We start from the raw sequence: 26,608 nt of genomic DNA on the forward strand, positions 1-26,608 counted from the left end.
TATCATTATAAAAAAGACCTCAAAATTTACTTTGAGGTTTTTTTGTTACCTTTTGGCATCAAAATTGAATAGGTGTCCCCCAAACATATTACATTATGAAAAGAATTCTACTTTTATTTTTAGTTACCGTTTTTACTTTTTCTTGTGGAGTTAAAAAAGGTGCTTTTGAAAATATTGACTCTGGAAGATATGATGAAGCAATTAATACCGCTATAAAAAAACTAAGAGGAAATAAAAACAAAAAAGGAAGACAAGACTATGTACTTATACTAGAAGAAGCTTTCGTAAGAGCTGTTGATCGTGACATAAATGCTATTACTTTTCTTGAAAAAGAAGGAAATCCAGCTAATCTAGAAAAAATTTATAATTGTTATAATACATTAAAAAATAGACAAGAAAGAATTCGTCCATTATTACCTCTTTATCACGTAGAACAAGGACGTAACGCTAATTTTACTTTTGATAATTATGATCAAAGAATTTTAGATACTAAAGAAAAATTATCTACCTATTTATATGATAGTGCGAAATCACTTTTATCTAACGCTAAAAGAAAATCAGACTATCGTAATGTTTATAATGATTTAATATATCTAAATAAGATAAGTCCAAATTATAAAAACACAAATGATTTAATAGAAGAAGCACACTATAAAGGAACTGATTTTGTTAAAGTAGCTATGAAAAACAACACCAATGTTATTATACCTAGAAGACTAGAAGATGACTTATTAAATTTTAGTACCTACGGATTAAATGACCTTTGGACAGTGTATCATAATGAGCCACAAAATTCGATTCAATATGATTATTTAATGGAAGTTTCTTTTAGAGAAATAAACATTTCACCTGAGCAAATTAGAGAAAGACAATTAGAAAAAGAAAAATTGATAAAAGATGGATGGGAATACCTTTTAGATGAAAACGATGAATTCGTTCGTGACGAAGAAGGTAATAAAATCAAAGTTGATAAAATGGTTACTGTACGATGTGAATACTACGAATTCATACAGTTTAAAGAAGTGCAAGTAGCTGGTAATGTTCAATATAAAAACTTAAAAACAAAACAACTACTAGATGCTTTCCCACTATCTAGCACCTATGTTTTTGAACATGTGTACGCCAATTATAATGGAGATAAGAGAGCTCTAGATGATGATTTAATTCGTTATTTAGGATTACAGGCAGTTCAGTTTCCTACGAATGAACAGATGGTTTATGACTCTGGACAGGACCTAAAGAATAAGTTAAAAGGTATTATCACAAGATATCGTTTTAATTGATCAAAAATAATTATAACGAATGATATCAAAGGACATCTTACTAGAAGCTGGAGCCACCTTAAAAGAATATATCCGTGGTGAACAGCTTTTTAAAGAAGGTGATAATGCTCGTTATTATTTTCAAGTATTCTCCGGAGAAATCAAAATGAACAATTATAATGATGATGGAAAAGAATACATACAAGGTATTTTTGATACAGGGAAAAGTTTTGGAGAACCTCCATTATTTGCAGATTTTAGCTACCCAGCTAATGCAGAAGCTATTTCGGATTCAAAAGTATGGCTATTGCCGAAAGATACATTTCTTAAAGTACTAGAAAACAATCCGTCTATTCATCATAAATTTACGAGCACACTTGCTCTACGTCTTTATTATAAGGCTATGATGGTATCCGAAATTTCAACCCAAGAACCTGAACACAGAATTCTAAGAATTTTAGACCATTTCAAAAAAAATAATCAGGATGGTTCTACAAACTCTTCTCTTTACAAAATAGAGCTCACTCGACAGCAATTGGCAGATTTAACTGGCCTAAGAGTTGAAACTGTGATTAGAGCTGTCAAAAAATTAGAACAAAAAGAAGAATTGGTAATCATAGAACGAAAAATATATCGATAATCTTCTTCTCTTTATGATTGAGATCATAAATTGGAGCTCCTTTCCTGAAATAACTTTGCACATAACTTTAAAACAATATGTTATGTATTCCAAATTATTAAAAGATTTCAGAGAAATGTATATGGCCTATATCCCATTAATGATCATTTTATCTAGCTGTTTAGGATCTGTAGCCGCGATGTATATCTTAATGCAAGAACGATCCTCAATGCAAGTAATTGAATTAACCATCTGTGTTATTATTTGCATGACATTTAATGCTTCTATTCTTGCTCAAATGAAACCAAAACTCGTTTTTAATTTATTAATCGCTAGTCTTACAATCAATACACTTTTAGTACTACTAAACTTTGGGTATTATTCTTAATAAGATAATATTATGAAACAAATAGAAAAAAGAGATATTGAAACCAGAGAAGATATTTTTAACCTAGTATCACAGTTCTATGGTAAAATAAGAAAGGAAAATATATTAGGCCCAATTTTTAATCAAGTAATAAGTAATTGGGACGAACACTTTAACATATTAACCGATTTCTGGGAAACCAATCTATTATTTGTTTCCAATTATAAAAGGAATCCTATCCAAATACACCAAAAAGTAGATGCAACCTTTCATGGGAATATAACAGAAAAACATTTTGGTATCTGGTTAAATTTATGGTTTGCAACAATTGATGAATTGTATTACGGAGAAAAGGCCCAAACTGCTAAAAGAAGAGCAAGGAAAATGTCGACACACCTGTATATAAAAATGTATGAATCCAGAATATTACAAAAAACTACTTGTCCTTTTCTTAACGAAAAGAACAACGGTATTTCTTAAACAAATTGATGTAAAACTTGTGGTGTAATAGCACTATGCGAAGCATGATGTACTGTTACTCCATTACGAATTATTATGAATTGAGGAGATTCGTGAAATACCTGAAACTTAGCCGAAATCTCTGAGGATATATCTCTGTGATTTAATAAATCTAAATAATATAAATCAACCTCATTTTCGGAAAGATCAAAACTACTTTCAAAATTTTTAATAACCATTCTACTAATTCCACATCTAGTAGAATGCTTAAAAATTGCTTGTGTTTTAGTCACAGAGGCTTTAGCAATCGTATCTAACTGCTCTAATGATTTTAACTCTTGCCAAGGTAGTGCTTGCTTTTCTTCTTTAGGTTCTTTGTCCTCTGATCCAAATATTTTACCGAATAATCCCATACATTTCTTTTCTTAATACAGCTACAAACTTAATTAAATGATTTCTATTTAATTGATAATTATGCTTTTTTGTCGAAACAGAATCAGTAACTTTACAATAAGTCAAAAAGTCAGCAAAAACAACAGTTTTGAAGACATTTTGACATCTTTTTACAGTCGGAATACTATTTGATCCTACTGGTTCAAAACAAAAAGATTACTCATGAATTTCAATAATTTCACTATAAAATCACAAGAGGCTATCCAGCAAGCTCAGCAGCTTGCTCAAGGTTATGGCCATCAACAAATTGAGAACGAACACATTTTTAAAGGCATATTTAATGTAGATGAAAATGTACTCCCTTTTCTTTTGAAAAAATTAAATGTAAATATCAACATATTACAACAAGTATTAGATAGTACATTAGAAAGTTTTCCTAAAGTAAGTGGCGGAGATATCCAATTATCACGTGAGGCTGGAAAATCGTTAAATGAAGCCAATATTATTGCTAAATCTATGGAAGATGAATATGTATCCATTGAACATTTAGTAATTGCCATTTTTAAATCTAAAAGCAAAATTGGTCAGATTTTAAAGGATCAAGGTGTTACTGAAAAACATCTAAAAGAAGCTATTAATGAAATCAGAAAAGGAGAACGCGTAACTTCGCAAAGCGCTGAAGAAACATATCAGTCTTTAAGTAAATATGCTAAAAACCTTAATGAATTAGCGGAGAATGGTAAATTAGATCCGGTAATTGGAAGAGATGAAGAAATTCGTAGAATTCTGCAAATTTTATCCAGACGAACAAAAAACAACCCCATGCTAGTTGGAGAACCTGGTACGGGTAAAACAGCTATTGCAGAAGGACTAGCACATCGTATTATTGTAGGTGATATTCCAGAAAACCTAAAGGAAAAACAGATTTATTCATTAGATATGGGTGCCTTAATTGCTGGCGCAAAATTTAAAGGAGAGTTTGAAGAGCGATTAAAAGCAGTCGTAAAAGAAGTAACTTCTAGTGATGGAAATATCGTATTATTTATTGATGAAATACATACTTTAGTTGGCGCCGGAGGTGGACAAGGAGCAATGGATGCTGCTAATATTTTAAAACCAGCTTTAGCACGCGGAGAATTAAGAGCTATCGGAGCAACCACGTTGGATGAATACCAAAAGTACTTCGAAAAAGACAAAGCTTTAGAAAGAAGGTTCCAAAAAGTTGTTGTTGATGAACCAGATACTGAAAGTGCTATTTCTATCCTTAGAGGAATTAAAGAAAAATACGAAACACACCATAAAGTAAGAATCAAAGACGAAGCAATAATTGCAGCAGTAGAATTATCTCAAAGATATATCACTAACAGATTTTTGCCAGACAAAGCCATTGATCTTATGGATGAAGCTGCCTCTAAACTAAGAATGGAAATTAATTCCAAACCAGAAGAGTTAGATGTTTTAGATCGTAAGATTATGCAATTAGAGATTGAGATAGAAGCTATCAAACGTGAAAATGATGAATCAAAATTAAAATCTCTCAACGCTGATCTTGCAAATTTTAAAGAAGAAAGGAATGAAATTTTTTCTAAATGGCAAAGCGAAAAAGAAGTTGTAGATGCTATTCAGAATACTAAAACAAACATAGAAGAATATAAGTTAGAAGCAGAAAGAGCCGAACGAAACGGAGACTATGGACAAGTCGCCGAACTACGTTACGGAAAAATTAAAGATGCTCAGGAAAATTTAGAAATATTACAAGAACAACTAAGTCAACAGCAGAGTAAATCTTCTTTAATCAAAGAAGAGGTTACCAATGATGATATTGCAGAAGTAGTTGCTAAATGGACTGGAATTCCAGTAACTAGAATGTTACAGAGTGATCGTGAAAAGCTTCTAGTTTTAGAAAAAGAATTACAAAAACGAGTTGTAGGACAAATAGAAGCTATACAAGCAGTAAGTGATTCTGTAAGAAGAAGTCGTGCAGGACTTCAAGATCAAAAAAGACCTATTGGATCTTTCTTATTTCTAGGAACAACAGGAGTTGGTAAAACTGAATTAGCAAAAGCACTAGCTGATTATCTTTTTAATGATGAAAGTGCAATGACTAGAATTGATATGAGTGAATATCAAGAACGTCATTCCGTAAGTAGATTAGTGGGTGCTCCTCCAGGATATGTTGGATATGATGAAGGTGGGCAACTAACCGAAGCAGTAAGAAGAAAACCTTATTCTGTAATATTATTAGATGAGATTGAAAAAGCACATCCAGATACTTTTAATATATTATTACAAGTGTTGGACGAAGGCCGATTAACTGATAATAAAGGTAGAACAGCTGATTTTAGAAATACTATCATAATTATGACTAGTAATATGGGAAGCCATATCATTCAGCAAAAATTTGAAGCTGTAAAAGATGTCGATACCGCTATGGAAAGTGCTAAAGTAGAAGTGCTAGGATTATTAAAGCAATCAGTACGTCCAGAATTCTTAAATAGAATTGATGATATTATCATGTTTACACCATTAAATGAGACACACATAAAAGAAATTGTAAAATTACAATTAAGAAATGTATCCCAGATGTTAAAGGAACAAAATATAACCCTTGATGCAACTGATGAGGCTATTAATTTTCTATCTATAAAAGGTTTTCAACCAGAGTTTGGTGCTCGACCAGTAAAGCGTACCATACAAAAAGAAGTGTTGAATTCGTTATCCAAAGAAATTCTAGCTGGCAAAATATCTACAGAAAGTATTATACTTCTTGATGAGTTTGACAACAACTTAGTATTTAGAAATCAAACAGATCTTGTACTATAATTGATTAAAATGTTAATTAAATCCTAAAAAAAAGAGTTGGTTTTCTGTTGAAAACTGGCTCTTTTTTTCTTTTTCTCAGAAAAAGAACAGTAGCATAACCTATCACAGTGTCAATTTATTATGGTTTTACCGTAGTTATCAACAAGTGTATTCTTACATAGTTGATAAGTATTTCTTACAAAAAACAAACTTTTAAGTAAATTGCCCCTTAATGAAACCAGCTTTTGTATTATACTTTTGTGTACTTTCTTTCATGCTATCTTTTGGTCAAGACCAGAAGGAAATTCTCGCTGATATTAAGAGTAAATATTCTCTTATCAGAGAACTTGTGGACAACAATACGCTCAGACAGTATCATACAGATTATACCTGTGAAGAGTCTCTAGAAAAAGGCACTATTACTTTTTATTATAATAGTCGTGAGTTAAAACATATTATTCATCAATATACACAAGGACATGTTTCTTATAAAGATGAATATTATATCTGGGATGATCAATTATTCTTCGAATTCTCTACTCATAAAGTAAAATATAAAGATTATGAAAAGAATAGAAAAAAGAGAATACAAAAAGTGGATGTTGTACTTACATTAGAAGAACGTTTTTATTTCAATAATTTCGTTCCTATAAAATGTCAGTTCAAGGATTTTGAAACTAGAAGTAACCGAATAAAAAACCCTAAAACCAACTATGTAAGAAATCAAACTACGGATTGTGATCAATCGAGTAGAATAATTGAAAAATATTATATCCTACTAGAATATCAAGATCTCGACATTGTGGACGCTTGTGCATTGCCAAGAAGTATTTCGAAAATTGTATCCGATGATATTATTTATAGTAGTTTAGGTAAGAACTAATCCCATCACTTCACGATAATTCTTTTGGTCACAGAAGTATTGTTATAATAAAACCTCGCTAAGTAAAATCCCGAAGATATATTTAAATTAACCTTTGTTGTTTCATTAAAAGATTGAGCAACTAACATATTACCTAAAGTATCATATATTTCTAACTTACCTTGTTTTCCTTTAGCAGATACCATAATATAATCATTGGCCGGATTAGGATATAGCAAGAACTCTGACACTTCATTTTCATCTATAGATAGGGTATTAGACCAAACTTCTCCCATATTGTTACCCCATATATATTCTGCAAGATCAGGTTGATCGATAAAAGGATTACGGTTGAATTGCCAATTATAAATAACATTATTACGATTCATTTCGAAATCATCTGGAGGATCGTTTCTATGCCAATCCAATAAAATTGCTAAATCACCTAACTGACCAACAGTACTATTATCAGGATCTCCATTTACCACGTCAAGTCCATTATAGCGTACGGTTAGGAAAAAAATACTTCTTGCTACATCACCTTGCCAGCTTCCTTGAGTTCCACTTGGACCAGCATACTCACCATAATCTTGATTTCCTCTAGAGCTATTTTCTGGACCATCTGTAGCTCTCAATCCATGTGCATCAGAATTCGCATGCCTTAATGAATCTGGTCTGGTAACTGTAAATACATTAATTCCATCTGCAAAATCATCTGCATCAATATTATTAAAACCTCCTCTAGATCTTGGATATGTATGTTCACGATTCCATTTTCCAACGCTACTACCTCCACTAGTTTGAAAATCTAGCTTTGGTCTCTGTTGTTCTGTATATAATAACCATACTTGATTACTATTGAGTGGGCTCTCATCAGCTTCTTTTAATATATCAATAATATCAGCATACGTTTGTGCCCTTACAATAGTAGGATCTGCAATAATATCTTGTATTGCTTGTACTAAATTAGTATCAGATAATCCTTCTAATGAGTCATAATAATCTATTGGTGCTGTATTAGCTACATTACCAAATGTTGGATTTAATGGAGTTCCCCAAGAAGCCATTATAAAATCATTATCTATGACTTGTAGTTCTTTATTATCATTAAGACGAATAAAACCTGATGGAATTGCTCCAAAAGTAATTTTCATAATTTCATCTCCTTCATTATCCGTATCATCAATCAGTTGAATTGTATTAGTCACTGTATTCGTTCCTGCAGCAATAGTTATGGAAGTGCTTCCAGAATAATCTGCCACGGTAAAGCTTTCATTAGTAATAGTAACATCAAAAGTAAGGTCACTCGTTACATTTGTTTCTGTCGTAAATATCATATCAACATTATCTCCTTCATTATATTGATCAAAAGAAGTAGTTATCGAAATACCATTAAATTGAGTACCACTTCCATCATTAAGTGCTCCTGGAGTAGGAGTTTTTACCTCGTATGTACCATCATCCTTACGTTGTATGGATTCTATAGTTTTATTATTATTCTCATCCTCATTGATTTGTTCCATAACTCCCAACAAAGTCATAAGACCTGTATCATCGGCATCATCCGTGTCATGAATTAGCGCATCTAACAAATTAGTAGTTGTTGCAACAGTTCCTTCGGGAAAATCTGTATCATTTCCTATATAGATAGCTACTGCATCCGCTCCATTCTGTATAATATTCTCTGATAACAAAACATCAGGTACTGGAGAAACTTCAGGACCTCCAATTAGAAAAATCCCATTATCATCTGTTGTATATCCATCAAGATCTAATGAAAAATAACTTGCATCTCCTCCACTTGTTGAACCATTAAATAAGACAATAACAAATCCATTTAGAGAAAAGTTAGGAGCATCAGATTTCAATTCTATAAATTCTTGAGTATCTGTACTGGGTGTATCAGCATCTAGCTCATTAATTACAACCTGAGCAAAAGAAAATTGTGCAAAAAACAGTATAAAAAAGAAAGCATAAAGATTTTTCATAATCATAAAAATTAGCATAGCAATATAGGCATAATACTTAGTGCACTAAGTTATCTTTATATTAAAAATTAAATCTTCTAAAAACAATGAAATTAAAATCTAATGTTAAAAGAAAGTTTTAAAATATACCATTTGGTATATTTTAAGTATATTTGACCTATTAAAATTCTTTACATGCTTACCAAAGCCGAAAAAACTTCAGAGTTTATAGTTCAAACAGTTGCTCCTATTTTTAACAAAAATGGATATGCAGCTACAAGTTTGAGTGATATTACTAAGGCAACTGGTTTAACTAAAGGAGCCATTTACGGAAATTTCAAAAATAAAGAAGACTTGGCTATTGCAGCGTTTACAATGACTGTCAAAAACATGTTAAGACGTATAACTGATCATCAGACACTGAGTAATTCTCCAGTTGAAAAGCTATTTCTCATTACAGACTTTTATAGAAATTATTACAATTACAGTCAAGAATTAGGAGGATGCCCTGTTCTTAATATGGGAGTTGATGCAAAACATCAAAATAGTCCTCTTTTTAAGTATGTACAATATACAATTGATAAAATTCAAAATAATCTTGCCTTACTAATCAATGAAGGAAAAAATTGTGAAGAAATTAAATCTGATATAGATTCTATAATCTATTCAAAAAGGTTATATACCATGATAATTGGAGCGATATTTATGACACATACCATGGAAGATAATAGTTATTTATTGCAAACTATGGACCAAATAGACACTATGATTCTTAATGAATTGAAACTATAAACATTTTTTTTAAACTAAAATATACCAATTGGTATAAAATGAAAAATATTATGACAGCATTACCAAAAATCTTAGAAAGCAAAGCAAAGATCAGATTTCAACATTGCGATCCATTCAACCATCTTAATAATGCAGAATATATTAATTATATGATCAACGCTAGAGAAGATCAAATAATTAACTATTACGATTTAGACCTTTTTAAAATGGCACAAACGCAAGGCATAAGTTGGGTTGTAGGAAGTAATCAAATTGCATATTTACGTCCAGCATTGTTGATGGAAGATGTTATTATTGACTCACAACTTATATCATTTTCCGAAAATGAATTACATGTTGAAATACGTATGTGGAATCACAATAAAGCTGAACTAAAAGCGGTTATGTGGAGTTCTTTTGTGCATTTTAATTTATTAAAACAAAAACGTTGGAATCACGTTCCTGAACTGATGGAATTGTTTAATTCTGTATTAAATCCATTGGAAGTTAATACCTTTAATCAAAGAATTTTACAACTAAAACCACAAAAAGTGTAACATATCGTTATGTAAGGAGTCTTATATATACATCAATCAACAAAATCTAACCATTATGAAGACTTCCGATGATCTTGGCTCCTCTCACAAGAAGAGAAGTTCATATTTTTTTATTGCATTTTTTGTAATTGCAATATTTTCTATGGCGATAGTAGCTTGGAAATTAGGGGTATTTGAATAACTTTCTAATAATTTAGAAGTTTATATTATGTACTCCCACTATATAATATTAATCAAAAAAAAGTAAAGGAATTGAAGAATGGCTCTGTTATGAAAACAGAGTCATTTTTAATTCTCTTTTATTACCTTACTAAAATAGCAGAAAATTCTTTCCTGCAAATCTTACCTTTAATTTTTCGTCCTGATAACCTATTATTTCATCGAAAAGCTAATACCAGCTATACTAAATAATTGTTTCTATCGTTTCGCTAAAATCTGGTTAACCAGCATTAATTAAATATATTCAACTCCTCAAAAACAAATTATGAAACTTAACTTTACACATCAAAAACAATTATCTACCCTAATTCTCTTTTTAATTTTTAGTTCTTTTAGCTATGCTCAAACTGTGGTCGAAAGATATGGTAGGTTACAAGTTAACGGAAGCCACGTTACTGCAGAAAATGGAGAAAAAATAAGCCTAGCCGGAATGAGTCTATTCTGGAGTAATGCAGGTGATGGTGGAGATTTCTATAATAGTCAAACAGTAAATCATTTAGCAGATGATTGGAAAAACCCTATCATAAGAGCAGCTCTTGGTGTTAAAGAAGATTGGGATGGAGGTACTGGTTATATAGATAATACTGCAGCCCAAAAAGCAAAAATTAGGACTGTTATAGATGCAGCTATTGCTAAAGGAGTTTATGTAATCATTGATTGGCACACTCATGCTGCGGAAGTATATAAGGATGAAGCCGTAGCATTTTTTACAGAAATGGCAGAATTATATGGAAATAATGATCACGTTATCTATGAGATCTATAACGAACCTATAAATCAATCTTGGAATGATGTTAAAAATTATGCTAATGATGTAATTGCAGGAATACGTTCTAAAGATCCAGATAATTTAATTATCGTTGGGAGCCCAACTTGGTCGCAGGATGTAGATAAAGCTGCTGCTGATCCTATCACAGGAGATCCTAACCTAGCCTATACTTTACATTTTTATGCTAATACACATAAACAGTTTTTAAGAGATCGAGCATTAGCTGCTATGAACAGTGGAATTGCATTATTTGTTACAGAATGGGGTACTACGGATGCTAGTGGAAATGGTGGATACAATCCACAAGAGTCACAGATCTGGTTAGACTTTATGATTGAAAACCACATAAGTTATGTAAATTGGACAGTTTCTCATAAACCAGAAGATTCTTGTGTTGTGAGTCCAAATATGGGAGTACAAGGATTGATAAATGGAAATCTAACAACATCAGGTATTTTTATCCGAAATCATTTACTTGCTCGAGCAGCAACCTTAAGCGTTGATGATTTTACAATTAACAACGAAAAACTATCATTGGCTCAAAATCCAGTAAACGATATTCTCTCTATTACCTCTAATACTATAATAGATGATCTAACAATTTATGATATGAATGGAAGATCTGTTTTTTATAAGGATTTAAATAAGAACAATCCTCAGGTTAATATTAACACCCTAAATTCAGGTAATTACATTTTAAAAGTAAGTTCTAATAGCAATACAACTACCACAAAATTTGTAAAACAGTAGTTTTATTAAATAACTTATAAAAATTTTACTAGTAAAGCCTCTAAGAACTATCTTAGAGGCTTTACTAATTTTATAATGAATACTATTATTTTGCGCTTTATTTTCACAATTCTAATTACTCAAATTCTAGTTTCTTGCGCTAGTATAACCAATAGCACAGTTAATGACTCTCTAAAATTAAAATATCTAGATGAACACGTAATATATAATGACTCTATTTTTGAGGGCAGTAGAATTGGAGGGCTTTCGGCTATTGAATATCATAAAGAAGAGGATACCTATTACTTTGTTTGTGATGACGCAAAAAATCCTAGGTTTTACAAAGCAAAAATTTCTCTTGATAATAATATTATTGATAAAATTGATATAAATCAACTAATCAAAATAAAAGATCAAGAAAATCAATTTCTGGAGAATAATGTAGCTGACTTAGAAGCTATCAGGATATATGATAAAAATAAATTTATATTAAGTAGCGAGGGATCTATAAAAAACAAATATGATCCTACCATTTTTATAACAGATATTGATGGGAATTACAAAAGTAAATTTCAACTTCCCTCCTATTTTTTAACAGGTGATAATTCTAAAAATCAACCAAGACATAATGGTGTTTTTGAAGGACTTGTCAATGATATAAATAACAAAGGATATTGGGCCGCAATGGAGCTTCCGTTAGAACTTGATGGCGATGAACCAACTTTTGATAAATCTGGAGCTCCCATAAGAATTACTCATTTTAATGTAAAAACAAAAACAGCTGACTTTCAATTCACTTATCCACTAGATAAACTAGCGAAAGATCCTAAAGGAAAATTTGGTGTAAATGGAGTTACGGGCTTATTACAACTTAATAAATCTCAATTTATAATTATAGAACGAGGATACGCCGCAGGTTATGGTACACAAGGTAACACGGTAAGAATATATTTAGCAAATATAAAAGATGCTACTAATACCGTGGCGTTTGAATTTTTAAAGAATAAAAAATATCAATTAGCAACTAAACAACTACTTTTTGATTTCGAAACTATTAGAAATCAACTAACAAATCAGATTGTTGATAATATAGAAGGTATTACTTTTGGCCCTATATTAGCAAATGGAAATCAATCGTTATTGTTAATTTCAGACAATAATTTTAATCCAACTTCGGAACAGATCAATCAATTGATATTACTTGAAGTACTAAAAAACAAATAATCATGAAAACTAAATACATCTCTACAGCTATTTTATTAATAGGTATTGTTTTTTCGAGCTGTGCTCAAAAGAAATCTGAAAATGTTAGTACCACTACTTATATTTTGGTGAGACATTCCGAAAAAGATCTTAGTGATCCAACCAATAGAAACCCAAACTTAACTGAAGAAGGAAAAAAAAGATCTGAGAATCTTGTTAGTATATTAGCCGATTTTAAAATTGATAAAATATACAGTACGGACTATGCCAGAACCTTGCAAACTGCCAGTCCTATATCAAAAGACCGAAATATTGAAGTGTCCATCTACGACCCTAGAAAACTGTATGATGATAAATTTCAAAAAGAAACACTAGGAAAGACATCCATAATCGTTGGCCATAGCAATTCAACTCCAACCTTTGTTAATAAAATTATGGGAGTTGAGAAATACAGCTCTATTGATGAAAAAAACTATAGTAAGCTTTTTATTATTAAAGTAACAGGAGATGTAATAACAGATACTGTTCTTAATATTAATTAACAACAATCATTGTTATCATAAACATAAATATCATCTAGTTCTATTTTAGATAACAGTTTTAATTGATCCTTATCAAACATGGAATCTAATTCTGATAAAGGTGTCGATAAATTGCTAGCCTTATAATTATTATAATCAACGAATCTAATTCCATTAACTACCCTAGCATTATATGCTTCTCTAAAACGAATTCCTCCTCCATCTACTGCATATTTATATGCTAAATAATCAATGGTGAAATTTTCTTTATGAATCCAATACATGAATTCATCTTCATAATCCGTACCGCCACCTTCTTGATCAAAAGTAACTTTGATTTTATAGTAAGCAGAGCCTTTTAACTTAGATTCGCCAACAAGTTCCTTATGAACAGCTGGGGCATTCAATCCATATGGTAAGTTTGCAAAATAATGCACCGAATTTACACCATCACTAATTTTAGTTACCATCGAATCCACAACTTTAACTTTACAACTTTCAATAGTCCTAGACAAGCCTTTATTACTAAGAATATCATGAGTCATACCATCATTGCTGAACACTACTCTTTCTAATTGATATCGCCCATTGCTGCGTATACTCCTATATTCTTTTCCTCTAAAAGAAAACCTAATCATGACATTATCAAATTTTGCACCTCCAGCATTTTCAATAGCTTTATCGACAATCTGTTGAGCATTATATTGAATCGTAGGAGTTGCAAAAGATAGTAAAAACAATATCCCACATAAAAATGAAAACTTCTTCATAATTTTTCTATTAACTTCAAGACTAAAATAGTTGTTACACTATCAATAATTCTAATAATTTTGTTAAACTAAAAACGTAATAGTAATGTTCGTATTAGGCGAATTCTAATAACAAAACTTTCATTAAAAGATGTAATTTTAAGTTTATTTTTTTTTAATATTCAAAAAGATAATTATTTTGCAATACCTAAATCTTATGAATACTATGAAATATATATTATTATTTTTGGTTTGTATAGCAGCGCAGCCATTATTAGCGCAAGATGCTGCTGCCTATGAAAAAACTACTAAAGCCTTCCAAGAAAATTTTAACGCACAAAATATAGATGCTATTTTCGATTTATACTCGACCGAAATGCAGGAAGAAATGACCAAAGAAGGAGTTACACGTTTTATAAAAGGATGTCATTCTCAATTTGGTAACCTAAATACACTAACATTTATTGAATCTGCAGAAGGAATCAATAGCTATACAGCAGCTTTTGACAATATTAGTTTAGTAATGGAACTAAAATTAAATCCTGATGGAAAAATTGGGACTATACAATTTCAAGAACCTTAAAAATTTTATTACAATATAAATAACAAAGCTTTCTTTAGGGAAAGCTTTTTGTATTTTTGCATACGTTGCAAACTATTTGCATATAAAAATCATGAGTCAAAATAGGATTAATATACTTAATAGAAAAGCTAAATTCGAATACGAATTTTTAGACAAATACACAGCTGGAATTAAACTAGTAGGTACAGAAATAAAAGCTATTAGAGAAGGAAAAGCAGGTATTGCAGAAAGCTTCTGTGAGTTTCATAATAATGGAGAACTCTTTGTTATTAATATGAATATTGAAGAATATTCTCACGCCACCTATTTTAATCATAATCCTAAAAGTGAACGAAAGTTATTGCTAAACAGGCAAGAATTAAAAAAGCTAGAGAAAGAAGTCAAAAATTCTGGTCTTACCATTATACCTACTAGATTATTTGTAAATGATAGAGGTTTAGCCAAATTAGATATCGCTCTTGCTAGAGGTAAAAAACTTTATGACAAGCGTGAAACTATTAAAGATCGGGACAATAAACGTGCTCTAGATCGCATAAAAAAAGATTATAAGTAATTTTTACTACAATCACTTTATTCGATCATCATATTATCATATGCTCTCTGTTCCTCTAACTGCAATTTAAGATTTTCAGGATCTTGATCTAATCGTTTTACTGCTTCAATATAACCTGGATGATCACTATACTTTAAACTTAAGAAAGCATAAGAAGGTAAAGATAAAAATAAATACCCCAGAAGAAGAAAAACAATAACTCTAGGTAATAACCTTTGATAAAAAGGTCTTTTTTCCTTTATAACTTTAATAAACCCAATTATAAAAATAATATTCAGTAGGTTAATCCCTATAATCAGCATTTCTTTACCAAACGGCCAACGAAACATTTTAAATAACAACCCTATTAATAAAATAGAAATTGAAATTCCAGTTAATATAGCTCCTACTATCCTCCAGATCGGAATACCTTGATAAGATTCCTTTTTAAAAACTTTTAGAAAAGGTATTTCATTAAAAATAGCAAAACCGAAATAAAAATAAAGACAAGAAAACCCTAATAAAGAAATAATTGTAATTGTGCTCCCAAAAGGATAATCAAGCAAATAAATTAAAAAACCAATACTAATAGCAATAGGTAAAATATAAAGTTCTAATTTCCTCATTATCCTGCGCTAATTCTTATCTTCTAATAAAGGTACAAAGCGAAACTCTCCAAATTCATGTTTTTCAAACTTGGTGTCACTTTTACGTATAAATAATGTCATTACCTGTGGATCGTTACCAACTGGAATAACTAACCTACCTCCTATTTCTAATTGGGCCAATAAGGGTTTAGGAACATAAGGAGCACCAGCTGTTACGATAATACCTTTATAAGGAGCAAACTGCTCCAAACCTTTATATCCATCTCCAAAAGATAGATGTTTAGGACGATATCCTAGTTTTGGTAAAAAAAGTTTCGTTTTTTTAAAAAGCTCTTGTTGTCTTTCTATACTATAAACTTTGCAACCTAATTCGCATAAAACTGCTGTTTGATATCCCGATCCAGTACCTATTTCTAATACTTTATCTCCACGTTCAACCTCTAGCAATTCTGATTGAAAGGCTACGGTATATGGCTGAGAAATGGTTTGATCAGCTCCAATTGGGAAAGCTTTATCCTGATAAGCATGGTCATCAAAACTAGAATCCATAAATAAATGCCTTGGTATCTTATTAATTGCACCAAGAACCAATTCATCTTTAATTCCTTTGCCAACTATCACGTCGACAAGCTGTTTCCTTTTACCAGCGTGTTTTAGCGTATCTTTAGATTTCATTAGGGTAGATTAACGAGATAAAATTACGTAAAGATTTTAAAGAATAACGAACAATTTGAGCATTAAAATGATTATTTTATATTTTAGATAGAATTAAGATTTATAAATTATAAATAATACTATTTTTGTGTAAAATCTTGAATTATGCTCAAAGCCGGAGTACTTGGCGCAGGACACCTTGGAAAAATTCATCTACGTCTCCTGAAACAATCTGAAAATTACGAACTGGTTGGTTTTTATGACGCCAGTGAAAAACAAGCAAAAGCTATTGCAGAAGAATTTGGTTATCAATTATTCAATTCTGTAGAAGAATTGATAGCTGCGGTGGATGTTGTAGATATTGTAACACCTACTTTTGCTCATTTTGAAGTAGCTAAACAAGCCATACAAGCTGGAAAACACGTCTTTATAGAAAAACCAATTACCAATACGGTTGAAGAAGCTGAAAAACTAATTGAGCTTGCTAATACTCATAATGTAAAGGGTCAGGTTGGTCACGTAGAACGTTTTAACCCAGCATACACTTCTGTTTCCAAGAAGATTGATAATCCAATGTTTATCGAAGCTCATAGATTAGCTGAGTTTAATCCTAGAGGAACGGATGTTCCTGTTGTTTTAGACTTAATGATTCATGATATCGATGCGATACTAAGTGTTGTGCATTCTGATGTAAAACATATTAGCGCCAGTGGAGTGTCTGTAATAAGCGAAACTCCTGATATCGCAAATGCTCGTATCGAATTCGAAAATGGATGTGTCGCTAACCTTACTGCAAGTCGTATCTCTTTAAAAAACATGCGAAAAGCTAGATTTTTTCAGAAAGATGCCTATATCTCTGTTGATTTCTTCGAGAAAAAATGTGAAGTAGTAAAAATGAAAGATGCGCCAGAAAAACCTGGTGATTTTGATATGATCTTGCAAAATGCGGAAGGTATAAAAAAACAAATCTATTTTGATAATCCAGAAGTTCCTTCGAATAATGCAATATTAGACGAACTAGACACTTTTGCCGAAGCTATTAATAACGATACGACTCCTATTGTATCCTTGACTCAAGGTAAAAAAGCACTGGAAGTAGCATTACAGATTATTGGATGTTTTAAAGACGACCAACAACAAAAAGCATAAACAAACATAAATACACCATAAAGGTGAATCACAACAACTATAATTCATGAAAAACGTAGCAGTAATTGGTGCTGGAACGATGGGGAATGGAATTGCCCATACTTTTGCACAAAAAGGTTTTAAAGTTCAATTAATTGATATTTCTCAGCAGTCACTAGATAAAGGATTGGCAACAATCACTAAAAATCTTGATAGAATGATTGCTAAAGAAAAAATTTCTGAAGCTGACAAAGAGGCTACTCTTGGTAATATTTCGACATATACAAGTATCAAAGAAGGTGTAGAATATGCTGGTCTTGTGGTAGAAGCAGCCACAGAAAATGTTGATTTAAAACTAAAAATATTTAAGGATCTAAGTGAAGCATGTCCAGAAGACACAATCTTAGCTACGAATACTTCTTCTATTTCTATTACCCAGATTGCTGCGGTAACTAAAAGACCTGATATGGTCATAGGAATGCATTTTATGAATCCTGTACCAATCATGAAATTGGTAGAGATCATAAGAGGTTACAACACATCAGATGAAGTAACCAATACGATCATGGAAATGTCCAAAACGTTAGGCAAGGTTCCTGTAGAAGTTAATGATTATCCTGGTTTTGTTGCGAATAGAATTTTGATGCCTATGATCAATGAATCTATTGAGACTTTATATAATGGCGTTGCTGGAGTATCTGAGATCGATACAGTTATGAAATTAGGAATGGCTCACCCAATGGGACCTTTACAATTAGCTGATTTTATAGGATTAGACGTCTGCCTTTCTATTCTTAATGTAATGTATGATGGTTTTAAAAACCCAAAATATGCACCTTGTCCATTGTTAGTTAATATGGTAATGGCAGGAAAACTTGGAGTAAAAAGTGGTGAAGGTTTCTATGATTACTCAGAAAGCAGAAAAGCAGAAAATGTAGCAAAGCAGTTTGTATAAATTGGAAGTAAAAGATATGATTGTTTTATGAAGATATATCTTTCAATTACTTTAATCGTATTGCTATCACTATCGTGTAAAAAAAAACATATAGTAGTTTCTAAAGATACTTCATCTGCAAATAATCTAAAAACTAAGATTCAGGTTCAAAATAAATATGGGATATACGATTCATTATTCAAACAGCATGAAGAATTTATTTCCAAAGACTTTGATTTTCCAGTAGGTAAACCGAATGCTAGAGGATATTACAACGCTCAGAAGTTTACAGAAAATAATCATTTAGGTGACGATTGGAATGGTGTTGGGGGTGGTAATTCTGATCTTGGAGATGCCATCTTTTCTATAGCAAATGGATATATCTCTTTTGCTGATAATATTGGTGGAGGCTGGGGAAATGTAATACGTATTATTCATCAGTACAAAGGCAACTATTACGAATCTGTCTATGCCCATTGTCAAACCCTCAAAGTAAAAAAAGGGGACTTTGTTAAAAAAGGGGAATTAATTGCCACTATCGGAAATGCAGATGGTATTTATTACGCGCATTTGCATCTGGAGATAAGAGATGATATCTTTATGGACATTGGTGGTGGATATTCTGAGGATACTAAAGGATATGTAGATCCTACTAAATTTATAAAAGAAAATTAATGGCAAGAATAAACCCGTTCAAGGCAGTTCGTCCTACAAGAGATAAGGTAAGTTTGATTGCATCCCGATCTTACCAAAGCTATACTCCAGAGGAAAGAGATTCTAGAATGGATTATAACCCATACTCCTTTTTACACATTGTCAATCCTGGATATAAATATCACAAAGAAATCTCTGGAGAAGATCGATATAAGCTTGTTCGTAACAGGTATTTAGAATTTAAAGAAGATGAGATCTTTATGCAAGATGAAACTCCGTGTTTCTATGTATATAAAATTGTGAATCGAGAGCAAGAGTCATTTTGTGGAATTATAGCCGCTGCTAGTGCCGAGGACTATGAAAATGACATCATCAAAAAGCATGAGGACACCTTAGCTGATCGAGAAACTACTTTTAAGCAATATCTAAAAACCGTAGGATTTAATGCCGAACCGGTGCTCCTCACCTATCCTGACAACGATACAATTTCTAAAATAATAGAAAAAGTTATCCAAGAAAGATCAGAGTATGAGTTTACAACTACCTATCGTGACACACATTATTTATGGAAAGTAGAGGATAAAAAAAGTATTGAGCAAATTCAATCGGCTTTCGACACAATGGAAATCATATATATTGCCGATGGTCATCATAGGTCTGCTTCTTCATATTTACTTTCAAAAGACTTAGCATCAAATAACGAAAAACATATTGGTAATGAGCCTTATAACTTCTTTATGAGTTATTTAATCCCTGAATCAGATCTAAGAATTTATGAGTTCAATAGATTAATTAAAGATCTTAATGGATTATCCAAAGAAGAATTTTTAATTCGTTTAGATGAATGGTTTAGGATAGAAAATCGTGGTATTGAAGTATATAAGCCATCAAAACCAAATCATTTTAGTATGTATTTGGATGGCGAATTCTATTCATTATATCTTAGAAAAACCATCTATGAATTTACAAATGCTCTGGAGGAACTAGATGCACAGATTTTGTTTAAAACAGTATTAGCTCCTATACTTGGTATTCACGATCTTAGAACAGATACCAGAATAGAATATTCTCACGGAAAAAATGATATTGTATATGTGAAAAGCAAAATAGATCAAGGAGAATTCGAAGTAGGTTTTGGATTATTTCCAGCCACTGTAAATCAAATGAAGAAAATAGCAGACCAAGGTTTAAAGATGCCTCCAAAAAGTACATATATTGAGCCAAAGCTAAGAAGTGGTATTACTATTTATGAATTCTAACATGTTGTAAAAAGTTATAACTAGATATAGACCAATCGTTATTTAATTTTGTAATTTTAGGTATCTTTGTACCTTATGAATTCTATTGAGGAGAACCTAAAACACATCCAAAAATCACTTCCAGAAGGAGTTACTCTCGTTGCTGTATCTAAAACCAAACCAATATCCGACTTAATGGAAGCTTATAAAGCTGGCCAAAGAATTTTTGGAGAAAATAAGATTCAGGAAATGACTCAGAAATGGGAAGAATTACCAAAAGATATTTCTTGGCATATGATCGGTCATGTACAGACCAACAAAGTGAAATACATGGCACCTTATGTTGATACCATACACGCTGTAGATAGCCTAAAACTTCTAAAAGAGATTAATAAGCAAGCTGTTAAAAATAACAGGACTATTAATTGTTTTTTACAAGTCAAAATAGCAAAAGAAGAAAGCAAATTTGGACTTAGTGAAGCAGATGCAATAACACTTTTAAAATCAGATGATATTAAACCCTTAACTAATATTAAAATTAAGGGATTAATGGGAATGGCAACTTTTACGGACAATAAAGAGCAAATCGAAAACGAATTCAAAAAAATTCAATCTCTTTTTAATGACCTTACCAGAGACAACCCTACTTTTAAAACATTATCGATTGGTATGAGCGGTGATTATAGACTTGCCATCGACTGTGGTAGCACTATGGTTCGTATCGGAAGTTCTATTTTTGGAGCTAGAAATTATAGTCATTAAAAAATAGTACTTTAGATCAAAAATAAATGAATTTATAAAGACTACCCCACAGAAACCTATGATGTATGCGATTTTAGATATTGAAACTACTGGAGGAAAGTATAATGAAGAAGGAATTACGGAAATTGCAATCTACAAATTTGATGGTCATAAAGTTGTTGACCAATTCATTAGCCTAATCAATCCGGAAAGACCTATTCAACCATTTGTTGTAAATCTTACAGGGATTAATAACAAAATGCTTAGAAACGCTCCTAAATTTTATGAAGTAGCTAAAAGAATAGTAGAAATAACAACTGATTGTATTATCGTAGCTCATAATGCGTCTTTTGATTATCGCATTCTAAAAACAGAATTCAACAGACTTGGTTTTGATTTTGAGCGTCAATCCCTGTGCACAGTAGAATTATCCCAAAAACTTATTCCAGATCAAAAGTCTTATAGCCTAGGTAAACTAGTTCGTAGCCTAGGGATTGCCATTTCTGATAGGCATAGAGCTACTGGAGATGCACAAGCTACTGTAAAACTTTTTAAATTACTATTATCTAAAGATCTAGAAAAAAATATTCTAAAAGAAACAGTAAAGCTAGAAACCAAAAGAAAAGTAGATGATAAACTACTTAAGCTTATAGAAAACGTCCCCGCTGTAACCGGAGTTTACTATATGCATCGAGAAGACGGCACTATCATTTATATAGGAAAAAGTAAAAATATCAAAAAACGAGTTACTCAACATTTTACAAATGATAATAGAAAATCTAAAAATATTCAGGATGAAGTAAGTAATGTAACCTATGAAATTACTGGGAGTGAATTACTTGCTCTTTTAAAAGAAAATGAAGAAATAAAACTTAACCGTCCAAAGTATAATCGAGCTTTAAAAAGAAATAAATTCGATCAGGGATTATACCAATTTACTGACAAAAAAGGATACAGGAACTTAATAGTAAAAAAAGTAGATCAGAATAAAAAAAGTATTACCACATTTACAAACAGACAACAAGCAAAATCATTTATGTACCGTTGGACCGAAGAATTTAAGTTGTGTCTTAAATTGATGGATCTGGACAGCAGTAAAGGGAATTGTTTTAACTATAGTATAGAGAAATGTAATGGAGCTTGTTTATTAGAAGAATCAGCTGAAGATTATAATATTAGAGTTCAAGAACTTATAACTGTCAATTCTTTTGAAGATAAAAGTATGATGATTATTGATCGTGGGCGAGAGATTGATGAGCAAAGCGTAATATTAGTTGAAGAAGGTAAGTTTATAGGAATTGGGTATTTTAATCTAAACCATCAGATTAATAATATCGATATATTAAGATCTATAATCACTCCTATGAACCATAATAGAGATGCTCAACATATTATACAGAGTTATGTACGACAGCATAAAAGATTAAAAGTTGTACTATTAGATAAAAACAAAATAAATTCTGAGGAGTAACATTTTTGATATAATAGACACTAAATACTATATACAAATTATTTTCGATGCATCATTTTTTTTTATCTGTTCTATTTTTTTTACTCTCAATTTCAAGTATCTCTCAAGAAAGTTATAATCACAAAAACCTAGTAGTAAGTGAATATGATTTAAAAGGAACTCGTTACGAAAAAGATACTACTGCTAATGCTTTTTATATTTATGAAAAAGGGTTTAGTAGAATACAAAATGGTGGCAACTATAACCTACTCACTGATTACAGTGCAAAAATAAAGATCCTAAATAAAGAAGGTTTTGATAAAAGTACAGTAACAATATTCTTATATAAAAGTAAAAATGGAAAAGAGCTATTTCGAAATCTCACTGCCTATACATACAATCTGGAAGATGGCAAAGTCAGAAAGACAAAACTAGAAGAAGACCAAATATATCAAGAAAAATATGATGAGCATAATACTCTGGTTAAATTCACTTTCCCAAATATAAAACCAGGTTCAGTTATTACGTACTCGTATCAAGTAGAATCACCTTTTATATTTAATTTTAAAGGATGGGAATTTCAGGATGAAATTCCTAAACTATATAGTGAATATGTGACTGATCTTCCTGGAAATTATGTATACAACATTAGACTTGTTGGTAATCTAAAACTTGACGTTAACGAATCTAGCTTAATAAGAGATTGTATAGAAGTCAGTCGTGGAGGCTCTGCTAATTGTTCTCATAATCAATATATCATGAGAGATATTCCTCCGTTTAAGGAAGAAAAGTATATGACTGCAAAAAAAAACTACTTTTCTCGAGTCGAATATGAACTTAAAGAGTTGAAAAGATTCGATGGTACAAACAAAAAATATACAGAAACCTGGGAAAATGTAGACAAAGAACTGAAAAACGAAAAAGCTATTGGAGTACAGCTAAAAAAAATCAATATTACCAAAAATATTCTTCCAGACTCGATCCGAACAAAGCCAATAGGTTTAGATAAAGCTAAAGCAATATATAGATATTTTACTGATCAATATATCTGGAATGAAGAATATAAGATTTTCCGTGATGTTTCAATAAAAAATACTATTAACTCTAAAGTAGGTAACGTTGCGGAATTAAATATCCTATTACATAACATATATAAACAGCAAGGTTTTTCTGTTAAGCCTGTAATATTATCAACTAGAAAAAATGGATATGCAACAAAGATACATCCCGTACTTACTGATTTTAACTACTTAATAATTCAATTAGCTATTGATGAAAAAACTTATCAGCTAGATGCAACAGAAAAAACATTAGCATTTGGTCAGCTTCCATTTAGATGTTTAAACAAATATGGTAGGCTTCTTGACTTTAAAAACGGAAGTTTCTGGATAGATATTGCACCAGAAAAACGTTCTGTACATAATTACAGAGAAAAGCTCATACTAACGGACGAGCTATTATTTAAAGGTACATCGAAATATTTATACAGTGGATATCACGCCTATTTCAAAAGAAAGGCATTTCAAAAAACATCAGAAGAAAACTTCCTCAATAACATCCTTAATGAGGATGAAAATCTAACCGTATATGAACCAAGTATACAAAACAAAAATAATGTAGAAAAACCATTTATAGAGGAAATAGGTTTTACCAAGGTTGCAGAAAGTATCGACAATATCATCTACTTAAAACCTTTTACAAAAACTTTTTTTACTAAGAATCCTTTTAATTTAAATGAAAGAACTTATCCTGTTGATTTTGGATATAAAGACTATTATTCGCATATTGTTTTTTTAGATATTCCCGAAAACTATAATTTTTTGGATATCCCTAAAAACCGTAGCTATAAACTCCCTGGTAATGCAGGAAAACTAAATATCCTTTTCCAACAACACGGTAAAAAGTTAACAATCAACCATACAATTACATTTTTATCATCATATTACCCCGCCGAATACTATGATTCGTTAAAAGAATTTTTCAATTTAATAGTTGATATTGAAAATAACACTATCATAACTATAAAAAAGAACAGTTAATTTTTTAGTACTTTAGTTAAAATTATCAATTTTGAATCAGAAAATACACACCAGAAATTGGAAAGAAAAGTTACACGAAGTCATCTATGAGGCTGATACTCCACTGGGTAAAATATTTGATGTAATACTCTTAATCCTAATACTTTTGAGCATCATTTTTGTGATGATGGAAAGCGTTAAAGGGTTACCAGAAAAGACTTATGAATTTTTATATTATGCAGAATGGATCATTACGATTTTTTTTACATTTGAATATATCGCGAGAATAATTTCTATAAAAAAACCTTCCAAATATATATTTAGTTTTTATGGAATCATTGATTTTTTATCAACCATACCTTTATATTTATCATTTTTTATTGTCGGATCAAGTGCTTTACTTACTGTAAGAGCATTAAGATTACTGCGTATATTTAGAATTCTCAAAGTCTCTCGATACATTGGAGAATCAAATAAATTGGCTAAAGCCATTAAAGATAGTAGAGCAAAAATATTGGTGTTTTTATTTGCCGTTGTTGTTGTCTGCATCATTACTGGAACTTTAATGTACATTATAGAAGGAGAAGAAAGTGGTTTTAAAAGCATACCTATTAGTGTTTACTGGTGTATTGTAACATTAACAACGGTTGGTTATGGGGATATTGCTCCTGTAACTCCTGTTGGTCAGCTTCTAGCTGCAGTTATTATGATTATGGGATATGGTATCATAGCCGTTCCTACAGGTATTGTGAGTGCAGAATATTCTGCAAGTCAAAAAGCCACTGTTGTTAATGTAAATTCTCAGTCCTGTTCTAATTGTAATACGAGTAAACATCAAGATGGAGCTAAATTCTGTCATAACTGCGGACATACTTTATTCAATGACTAATACCCTTATTGTAGTTGTAGGCCCAACGGCCATAGGAAAAACTAGTTTAAGTATTAAACTAGCTCAAAATCTTGATTGCGAAATTGTTTCTGCAGATAGTAGACAGTTTTATAAAGAAATGTGCATCGGTACAGCAGTTCCAAGTACCGAAGAACTACAACAAGCTAAACATCATTTTATACAACATAAGAGTATACATGAAAATTACTCTGTAGGAGATTTTGAAAAAGAAGCTTTAGAAAAATTAACAGAACTCTTTAAAGAAAACAAATATGTCATTTTAGTAGGAGGCTCTGGATTGTACGTAGATGCCGTTGCTAAAGGATTAGATAGTTTCCCTAAAGCATCTGGAGCTATTAGAGAAACTTTAAAAGAACAATATAGTAAGGAAGGAATCGAAAGTTTACAACAAAAACTAAAGGAATTAGATCCTCTTTATTATGAAAAAGTTGATATCCATAACACACATCGTGTAATGAGAGCGTTAGAAATTTGTATTAGTAGCGGAAAACCTTATTCCTCTTTCATAACCAAAACACCAAAAAAAAGACCTTTTAATATTATTAAAATCGGTATTACAGCTGAAAGACAAATCATATACAACAGAATAAATGAAAGAGTCGATATAATGATCAATAATGGCCTACTAGAAGAAGTAAAAAGTTTATATCCCGATAAATCCTTAAATGCACTAAATACTGTGGGTTATAAAGAAATATTTGGATATATGGATGGCGATTCTGATTTAGATTTTGCGATTTCTGAAATCAAAAAAAATACCAGACGTTTTTCTAAAAGACAACTTACCTGGTTTAAAAAAGGTCAAGAAATAAAGTGGTTTGATTATCTATATAATCTTGATAATATACTATCATATATTAAAAAAATCGCTACAAAAGATAATTTGTAGCGATTTATAATAAGGTATTA

Annotated in this window: 28 protein-coding genes; 23 read left to right on the top strand and 5 right to left on the bottom strand. The window is 31.1% G+C overall.

Annotated features, from left to right (window positions below):
- Positions 1–95: 95 nt before the first annotated feature.
- The 4 genes from NMK29_RS10705 to NMK29_RS10720 all read left to right on the top strand — a co-directional run bounded on the left by NMK29_RS10705 (position 96) and on the right by NMK29_RS10720 (position 2,728).
- A complete protein-coding gene (locus NMK29_RS10705) occupies positions 96–1,283 on the top strand; it encodes a hypothetical protein (protein WP_108805366.1) in 1,188 nt (395 codons plus the stop codon).
- A 19-nt stretch (positions 1,284–1,302) separates the two neighbouring features.
- A complete protein-coding gene (locus NMK29_RS10710; protein ID WP_108805365.1) occupies positions 1,303–1,902 on the top strand; it encodes a Crp/Fnr family transcriptional regulator in 600 nt (199 codons plus the stop codon).
- Between the two features lie 82 nt (positions 1,903–1,984).
- A complete protein-coding gene (locus NMK29_RS10715; RefSeq protein WP_035085628.1) occupies positions 1,985–2,269 on the top strand; it encodes a hypothetical protein in 285 nt (94 codons plus the stop codon).
- A gap of 12 nt (positions 2,270–2,281) precedes the next feature.
- Positions 2,282–2,728, top strand: a complete 447-nt coding sequence (locus NMK29_RS10720; RefSeq protein WP_108805364.1) for a group III truncated hemoglobin — start codon at positions 2,282–2,284, stop codon at positions 2,726–2,728.
- Here the strand turns inward: NMK29_RS10720 and ytxJ are convergent.
- Complete coding sequence (gene ytxJ, locus NMK29_RS10725; protein ID WP_108805363.1) at positions 2,725–3,120, bottom strand: bacillithiol system redox-active protein YtxJ; 396 nt, start codon at positions 3,118–3,120, stop codon at positions 2,725–2,727. The two genes, NMK29_RS10720 and ytxJ, sit on opposite strands and share 4 nt — an antisense overlap.
- Positions 3,121–3,322: 202 nt before the next feature.
- On the opposite strand from ytxJ, the gene clpB reads away from it, so the two are divergent.
- Complete coding sequence (gene clpB / locus NMK29_RS10730) at positions 3,323–5,923, top strand: ATP-dependent chaperone ClpB (protein WP_108805362.1); 2,601 nt, start codon at positions 3,323–3,325, stop codon at positions 5,921–5,923.
- A gap of 211 nt (positions 5,924–6,134) precedes the next feature.
- On the top strand, positions 6,135–6,785 hold the full coding sequence (locus NMK29_RS10735) for a hypothetical protein (protein WP_108805361.1): 651 nt from the start codon (positions 6,135–6,137) through the stop codon (positions 6,783–6,785).
- Between the two features lie 5 nt (positions 6,786–6,790).
- On the opposite strand, the gene NMK29_RS10740 is transcribed toward NMK29_RS10735, so the two are convergent.
- Positions 6,791–8,752, bottom strand: a complete 1,962-nt coding sequence (locus NMK29_RS10740; protein ID WP_108805360.1) for an endonuclease — start codon at positions 8,750–8,752, stop codon at positions 6,791–6,793.
- Between the two features lie 174 nt (positions 8,753–8,926).
- On the opposite strand from NMK29_RS10740, the gene NMK29_RS10745 reads away from it, so the two are divergent.
- From NMK29_RS10745 to NMK29_RS10765, 6 genes are all read left to right on the top strand, one after another.
- The gene (locus NMK29_RS10745; protein ID WP_108805359.1) at positions 8,927–9,523 is read left to right on the top strand and encodes a TetR/AcrR family transcriptional regulator; all 597 of its coding nucleotides are present in this window, start codon (positions 8,927–8,929) and stop codon (positions 9,521–9,523) included.
- Positions 9,524–9,561: 38 nt separating this feature from the next.
- A complete protein-coding gene (locus tag NMK29_RS10750) occupies positions 9,562–10,059 on the top strand; it encodes a thioesterase family protein (protein ID WP_234424340.1) in 498 nt (165 codons plus the stop codon).
- Positions 10,060–10,114: 55 nt separating this feature from the next.
- A complete protein-coding gene (locus NMK29_RS23785; protein ID WP_255411842.1) occupies positions 10,115–10,240 on the top strand; it encodes a hypothetical protein in 126 nt (41 codons plus the stop codon).
- A 303-nt stretch (positions 10,241–10,543) separates the two neighbouring features.
- Positions 10,544–11,797: a cellulase family glycosylhydrolase gene (locus NMK29_RS10755; RefSeq protein WP_108805358.1), complete on the top strand. Its 1,254-nt coding sequence runs from the start codon at positions 10,544–10,546 to the stop codon at positions 11,795–11,797.
- 75 nt (positions 11,798–11,872) lie between these two features.
- Complete coding sequence (locus NMK29_RS10760; RefSeq protein WP_108805357.1) at positions 11,873–13,000, top strand: esterase-like activity of phytase family protein; 1,128 nt, start codon at positions 11,873–11,875, stop codon at positions 12,998–13,000.
- Between the two features lie 2 nt (positions 13,001–13,002).
- Positions 13,003–13,521 carry a histidine phosphatase family protein gene (locus tag NMK29_RS10765; RefSeq protein WP_108805356.1) on the top strand — a complete coding sequence of 173 codons (519 nt, stop codon included), beginning with the start codon at positions 13,003–13,005 and terminating at the stop codon, positions 13,519–13,521.
- On the opposite strand, the gene NMK29_RS10770 is transcribed toward NMK29_RS10765, so the two are convergent.
- Positions 13,518–14,270, bottom strand: a complete 753-nt coding sequence (locus NMK29_RS10770) for a DUF6503 family protein (protein ID WP_108805355.1) — start codon at positions 14,268–14,270, stop codon at positions 13,518–13,520. The two genes, NMK29_RS10765 and NMK29_RS10770, sit on opposite strands and share 4 nt — an antisense overlap.
- 205 nt (positions 14,271–14,475) lie before the next feature.
- Between NMK29_RS10770 and NMK29_RS10775 the strand changes: the two genes are divergently transcribed.
- Together NMK29_RS10775 and smpB are read left to right on the top strand one after the other, a co-directional pair.
- Positions 14,476–14,832, top strand: a complete 357-nt coding sequence (locus tag NMK29_RS10775) for a DUF3887 domain-containing protein (RefSeq protein WP_159092354.1) — start codon at positions 14,476–14,478, stop codon at positions 14,830–14,832.
- Positions 14,833–14,923: 91 nt separating this feature from the next.
- Positions 14,924–15,385 carry an SsrA-binding protein SmpB gene (gene smpB, locus NMK29_RS10780; protein WP_108805353.1) on the top strand — a complete coding sequence of 154 codons (462 nt, stop codon included), beginning with the start codon at positions 14,924–14,926 and terminating at the stop codon, positions 15,383–15,385.
- A 17-nt stretch (positions 15,386–15,402) separates the two neighbouring features.
- On the opposite strand, the gene NMK29_RS10785 is transcribed toward smpB, so the two are convergent.
- The gene (locus tag NMK29_RS10785; protein ID WP_108805352.1) at positions 15,403–15,990 is read right to left on the bottom strand and encodes a hypothetical protein; all 588 of its coding nucleotides are present in this window, start codon (positions 15,988–15,990) and stop codon (positions 15,403–15,405) included.
- A 9-nt stretch (positions 15,991–15,999) separates the two neighbouring features.
- Positions 16,000–16,647 (bottom strand): protein-L-isoaspartate(D-aspartate) O-methyltransferase, encoded by a 648-nt coding sequence (locus NMK29_RS10790; protein WP_108805351.1) that lies wholly within the window; start codon positions 16,645–16,647, stop codon positions 16,000–16,002.
- 144 nt (positions 16,648–16,791) lie between these two features.
- On the opposite strand from NMK29_RS10790, the gene NMK29_RS10795 reads away from it, so the two are divergent.
- From NMK29_RS10795 to miaA, 9 genes are all read left to right on the top strand, one after another.
- The gene (locus NMK29_RS10795; protein ID WP_108805350.1) at positions 16,792–17,775 is read left to right on the top strand and encodes a Gfo/Idh/MocA family protein; all 984 of its coding nucleotides are present in this window, start codon (positions 16,792–16,794) and stop codon (positions 17,773–17,775) included.
- Between the two features lie 46 nt (positions 17,776–17,821).
- Positions 17,822–18,709, top strand: coding sequence for a 3-hydroxybutyryl-CoA dehydrogenase (locus tag NMK29_RS10800; RefSeq protein WP_108805349.1), 888 nt, complete (start codon positions 17,822–17,824; stop codon positions 18,707–18,709).
- 27 nt (positions 18,710–18,736) lie between these two features.
- Positions 18,737–19,363 (top strand): M23 family metallopeptidase, encoded by a 627-nt coding sequence (locus NMK29_RS10805; protein ID WP_108805348.1) that lies wholly within the window; start codon positions 18,737–18,739, stop codon positions 19,361–19,363.
- Complete coding sequence (locus NMK29_RS10810; protein WP_108805347.1) at positions 19,363–20,601, top strand: DUF1015 domain-containing protein; 1,239 nt, start codon at positions 19,363–19,365, stop codon at positions 20,599–20,601. Before NMK29_RS10805 ends, NMK29_RS10810 begins: the two co-directional genes overlap by 1 nt.
- 75 nt (positions 20,602–20,676) lie before the next feature.
- A complete protein-coding gene (locus NMK29_RS10815; protein WP_108805346.1) occupies positions 20,677–21,342 on the top strand; it encodes a YggS family pyridoxal phosphate-dependent enzyme in 666 nt (221 codons plus the stop codon).
- A 61-nt stretch (positions 21,343–21,403) separates the two neighbouring features.
- Positions 21,404–22,792 (top strand): exonuclease domain-containing protein, encoded by a 1,389-nt coding sequence (locus NMK29_RS10820; protein ID WP_108805345.1) that lies wholly within the window; start codon positions 21,404–21,406, stop codon positions 22,790–22,792.
- A 47-nt stretch (positions 22,793–22,839) separates the two neighbouring features.
- On the top strand, positions 22,840–24,810 hold the full coding sequence (locus NMK29_RS10825; RefSeq protein WP_108805344.1) for a DUF3857 domain-containing protein: 1,971 nt from the start codon (positions 22,840–22,842) through the stop codon (positions 24,808–24,810).
- Positions 24,811–24,841: 31 nt separating this feature from the next.
- Entirely contained in the window at positions 24,842–25,678 is an 837-nt protein-coding gene (locus NMK29_RS10830; RefSeq protein WP_108805343.1) for an ion transporter, read from the top strand.
- On the top strand, positions 25,671–26,588 hold the full coding sequence (gene miaA / locus NMK29_RS10835; protein ID WP_108805342.1) for a tRNA (adenosine(37)-N6)-dimethylallyltransferase MiaA: 918 nt from the start codon (positions 25,671–25,673) through the stop codon (positions 26,586–26,588). The genes NMK29_RS10830 and miaA overlap by 8 nt, the downstream gene beginning before the upstream one ends.
- Positions 26,589–26,608 lie beyond the last annotated feature (20 nt).

The sequence above is a fragment of the Aquimarina sp. Aq107 genome (assembly GCF_943733665.1).
Lineage (GTDB): Bacteria > Bacteroidota > Bacteroidia > Flavobacteriales > Flavobacteriaceae > Aquimarina.

Coding starts and splice junctions, on each gene's coding strand:
- NMK29_RS10775 (WP_159092354.1), top strand. CDS start 14,476: ATGAAATATATATTATTATTTTTGGTTTGTATAGCAGCGCAGCCATTA.
- NMK29_RS10705 (WP_108805366.1), top strand. CDS start 96: ATGAAAAGAATTCTACTTTTATTTTTAGTTACCGTTTTTACTTTTTCT.
- NMK29_RS10785 (WP_108805352.1), bottom strand. CDS start 15,990: ATGAGGAAATTAGAACTTTATATTTTACCTATTGCTATTAGTATTGGT.
- clpB (WP_108805362.1), top strand. CDS start 3,323: ATGAATTTCAATAATTTCACTATAAAATCACAAGAGGCTATCCAGCAA.
- NMK29_RS23785 (WP_255411842.1), top strand. CDS start 10,115: ATGAAGACTTCCGATGATCTTGGCTCCTCTCACAAGAAGAGAAGTTCA.
- NMK29_RS10745 (WP_108805359.1), top strand. CDS start 8,927: ATGCTTACCAAAGCCGAAAAAACTTCAGAGTTTATAGTTCAAACAGTT.
- NMK29_RS10815 (WP_108805346.1), top strand. CDS start 20,677: ATGAATTCTATTGAGGAGAACCTAAAACACATCCAAAAATCACTTCCA.
- NMK29_RS10795 (WP_108805350.1), top strand. CDS start 16,792: ATGCTCAAAGCCGGAGTACTTGGCGCAGGACACCTTGGAAAAATTCAT.
- NMK29_RS10765 (WP_108805356.1), top strand. CDS start 13,003: ATGAAAACTAAATACATCTCTACAGCTATTTTATTAATAGGTATTGTT.
- ytxJ (WP_108805363.1), bottom strand. CDS start 3,120: ATGGGATTATTCGGTAAAATATTTGGATCAGAGGACAAAGAACCTAAA.
- NMK29_RS10750 (WP_234424340.1), top strand. CDS start 9,562: ATGAAAAATATTATGACAGCATTACCAAAAATCTTAGAAAGCAAAGCA.
- NMK29_RS10755 (WP_108805358.1), top strand. CDS start 10,544: ATGAAACTTAACTTTACACATCAAAAACAATTATCTACCCTAATTCTC.
- NMK29_RS10770 (WP_108805355.1), bottom strand. CDS start 14,270: ATGAAGAAGTTTTCATTTTTATGTGGGATATTGTTTTTACTATCTTTT.
- smpB (WP_108805353.1), top strand. CDS start 14,924: ATGAGTCAAAATAGGATTAATATACTTAATAGAAAAGCTAAATTCGAA.
- miaA (WP_108805342.1), top strand. CDS start 25,671: ATGACTAATACCCTTATTGTAGTTGTAGGCCCAACGGCCATAGGAAAA.
- NMK29_RS10710 (WP_108805365.1), top strand. CDS start 1,303: ATGATATCAAAGGACATCTTACTAGAAGCTGGAGCCACCTTAAAAGAA.
- NMK29_RS10715 (WP_035085628.1), top strand. CDS start 1,985: ATGTATTCCAAATTATTAAAAGATTTCAGAGAAATGTATATGGCCTAT.
- NMK29_RS10735 (WP_108805361.1), top strand. CDS start 6,135: ATGAAACCAGCTTTTGTATTATACTTTTGTGTACTTTCTTTCATGCTA.
- NMK29_RS10790 (WP_108805351.1), bottom strand. CDS start 16,647: ATGAAATCTAAAGATACGCTAAAACACGCTGGTAAAAGGAAACAGCTT.
- NMK29_RS10760 (WP_108805357.1), top strand. CDS start 11,873: ATGAATACTATTATTTTGCGCTTTATTTTCACAATTCTAATTACTCAA.
- NMK29_RS10740 (WP_108805360.1), bottom strand. CDS start 8,752: ATGAAAAATCTTTATGCTTTCTTTTTTATACTGTTTTTTGCACAATTT.
- NMK29_RS10720 (WP_108805364.1), top strand. CDS start 2,282: ATGAAACAAATAGAAAAAAGAGATATTGAAACCAGAGAAGATATTTTT.
- NMK29_RS10825 (WP_108805344.1), top strand. CDS start 22,840: ATGCATCATTTTTTTTTATCTGTTCTATTTTTTTTACTCTCAATTTCA.
- NMK29_RS10810 (WP_108805347.1), top strand. CDS start 19,363: ATGGCAAGAATAAACCCGTTCAAGGCAGTTCGTCCTACAAGAGATAAG.
- NMK29_RS10800 (WP_108805349.1), top strand. CDS start 17,822: ATGAAAAACGTAGCAGTAATTGGTGCTGGAACGATGGGGAATGGAATT.
- NMK29_RS10805 (WP_108805348.1), top strand. CDS start 18,737: ATGAAGATATATCTTTCAATTACTTTAATCGTATTGCTATCACTATCG.
- NMK29_RS10820 (WP_108805345.1), top strand. CDS start 21,404: ATGTATGCGATTTTAGATATTGAAACTACTGGAGGAAAGTATAATGAA.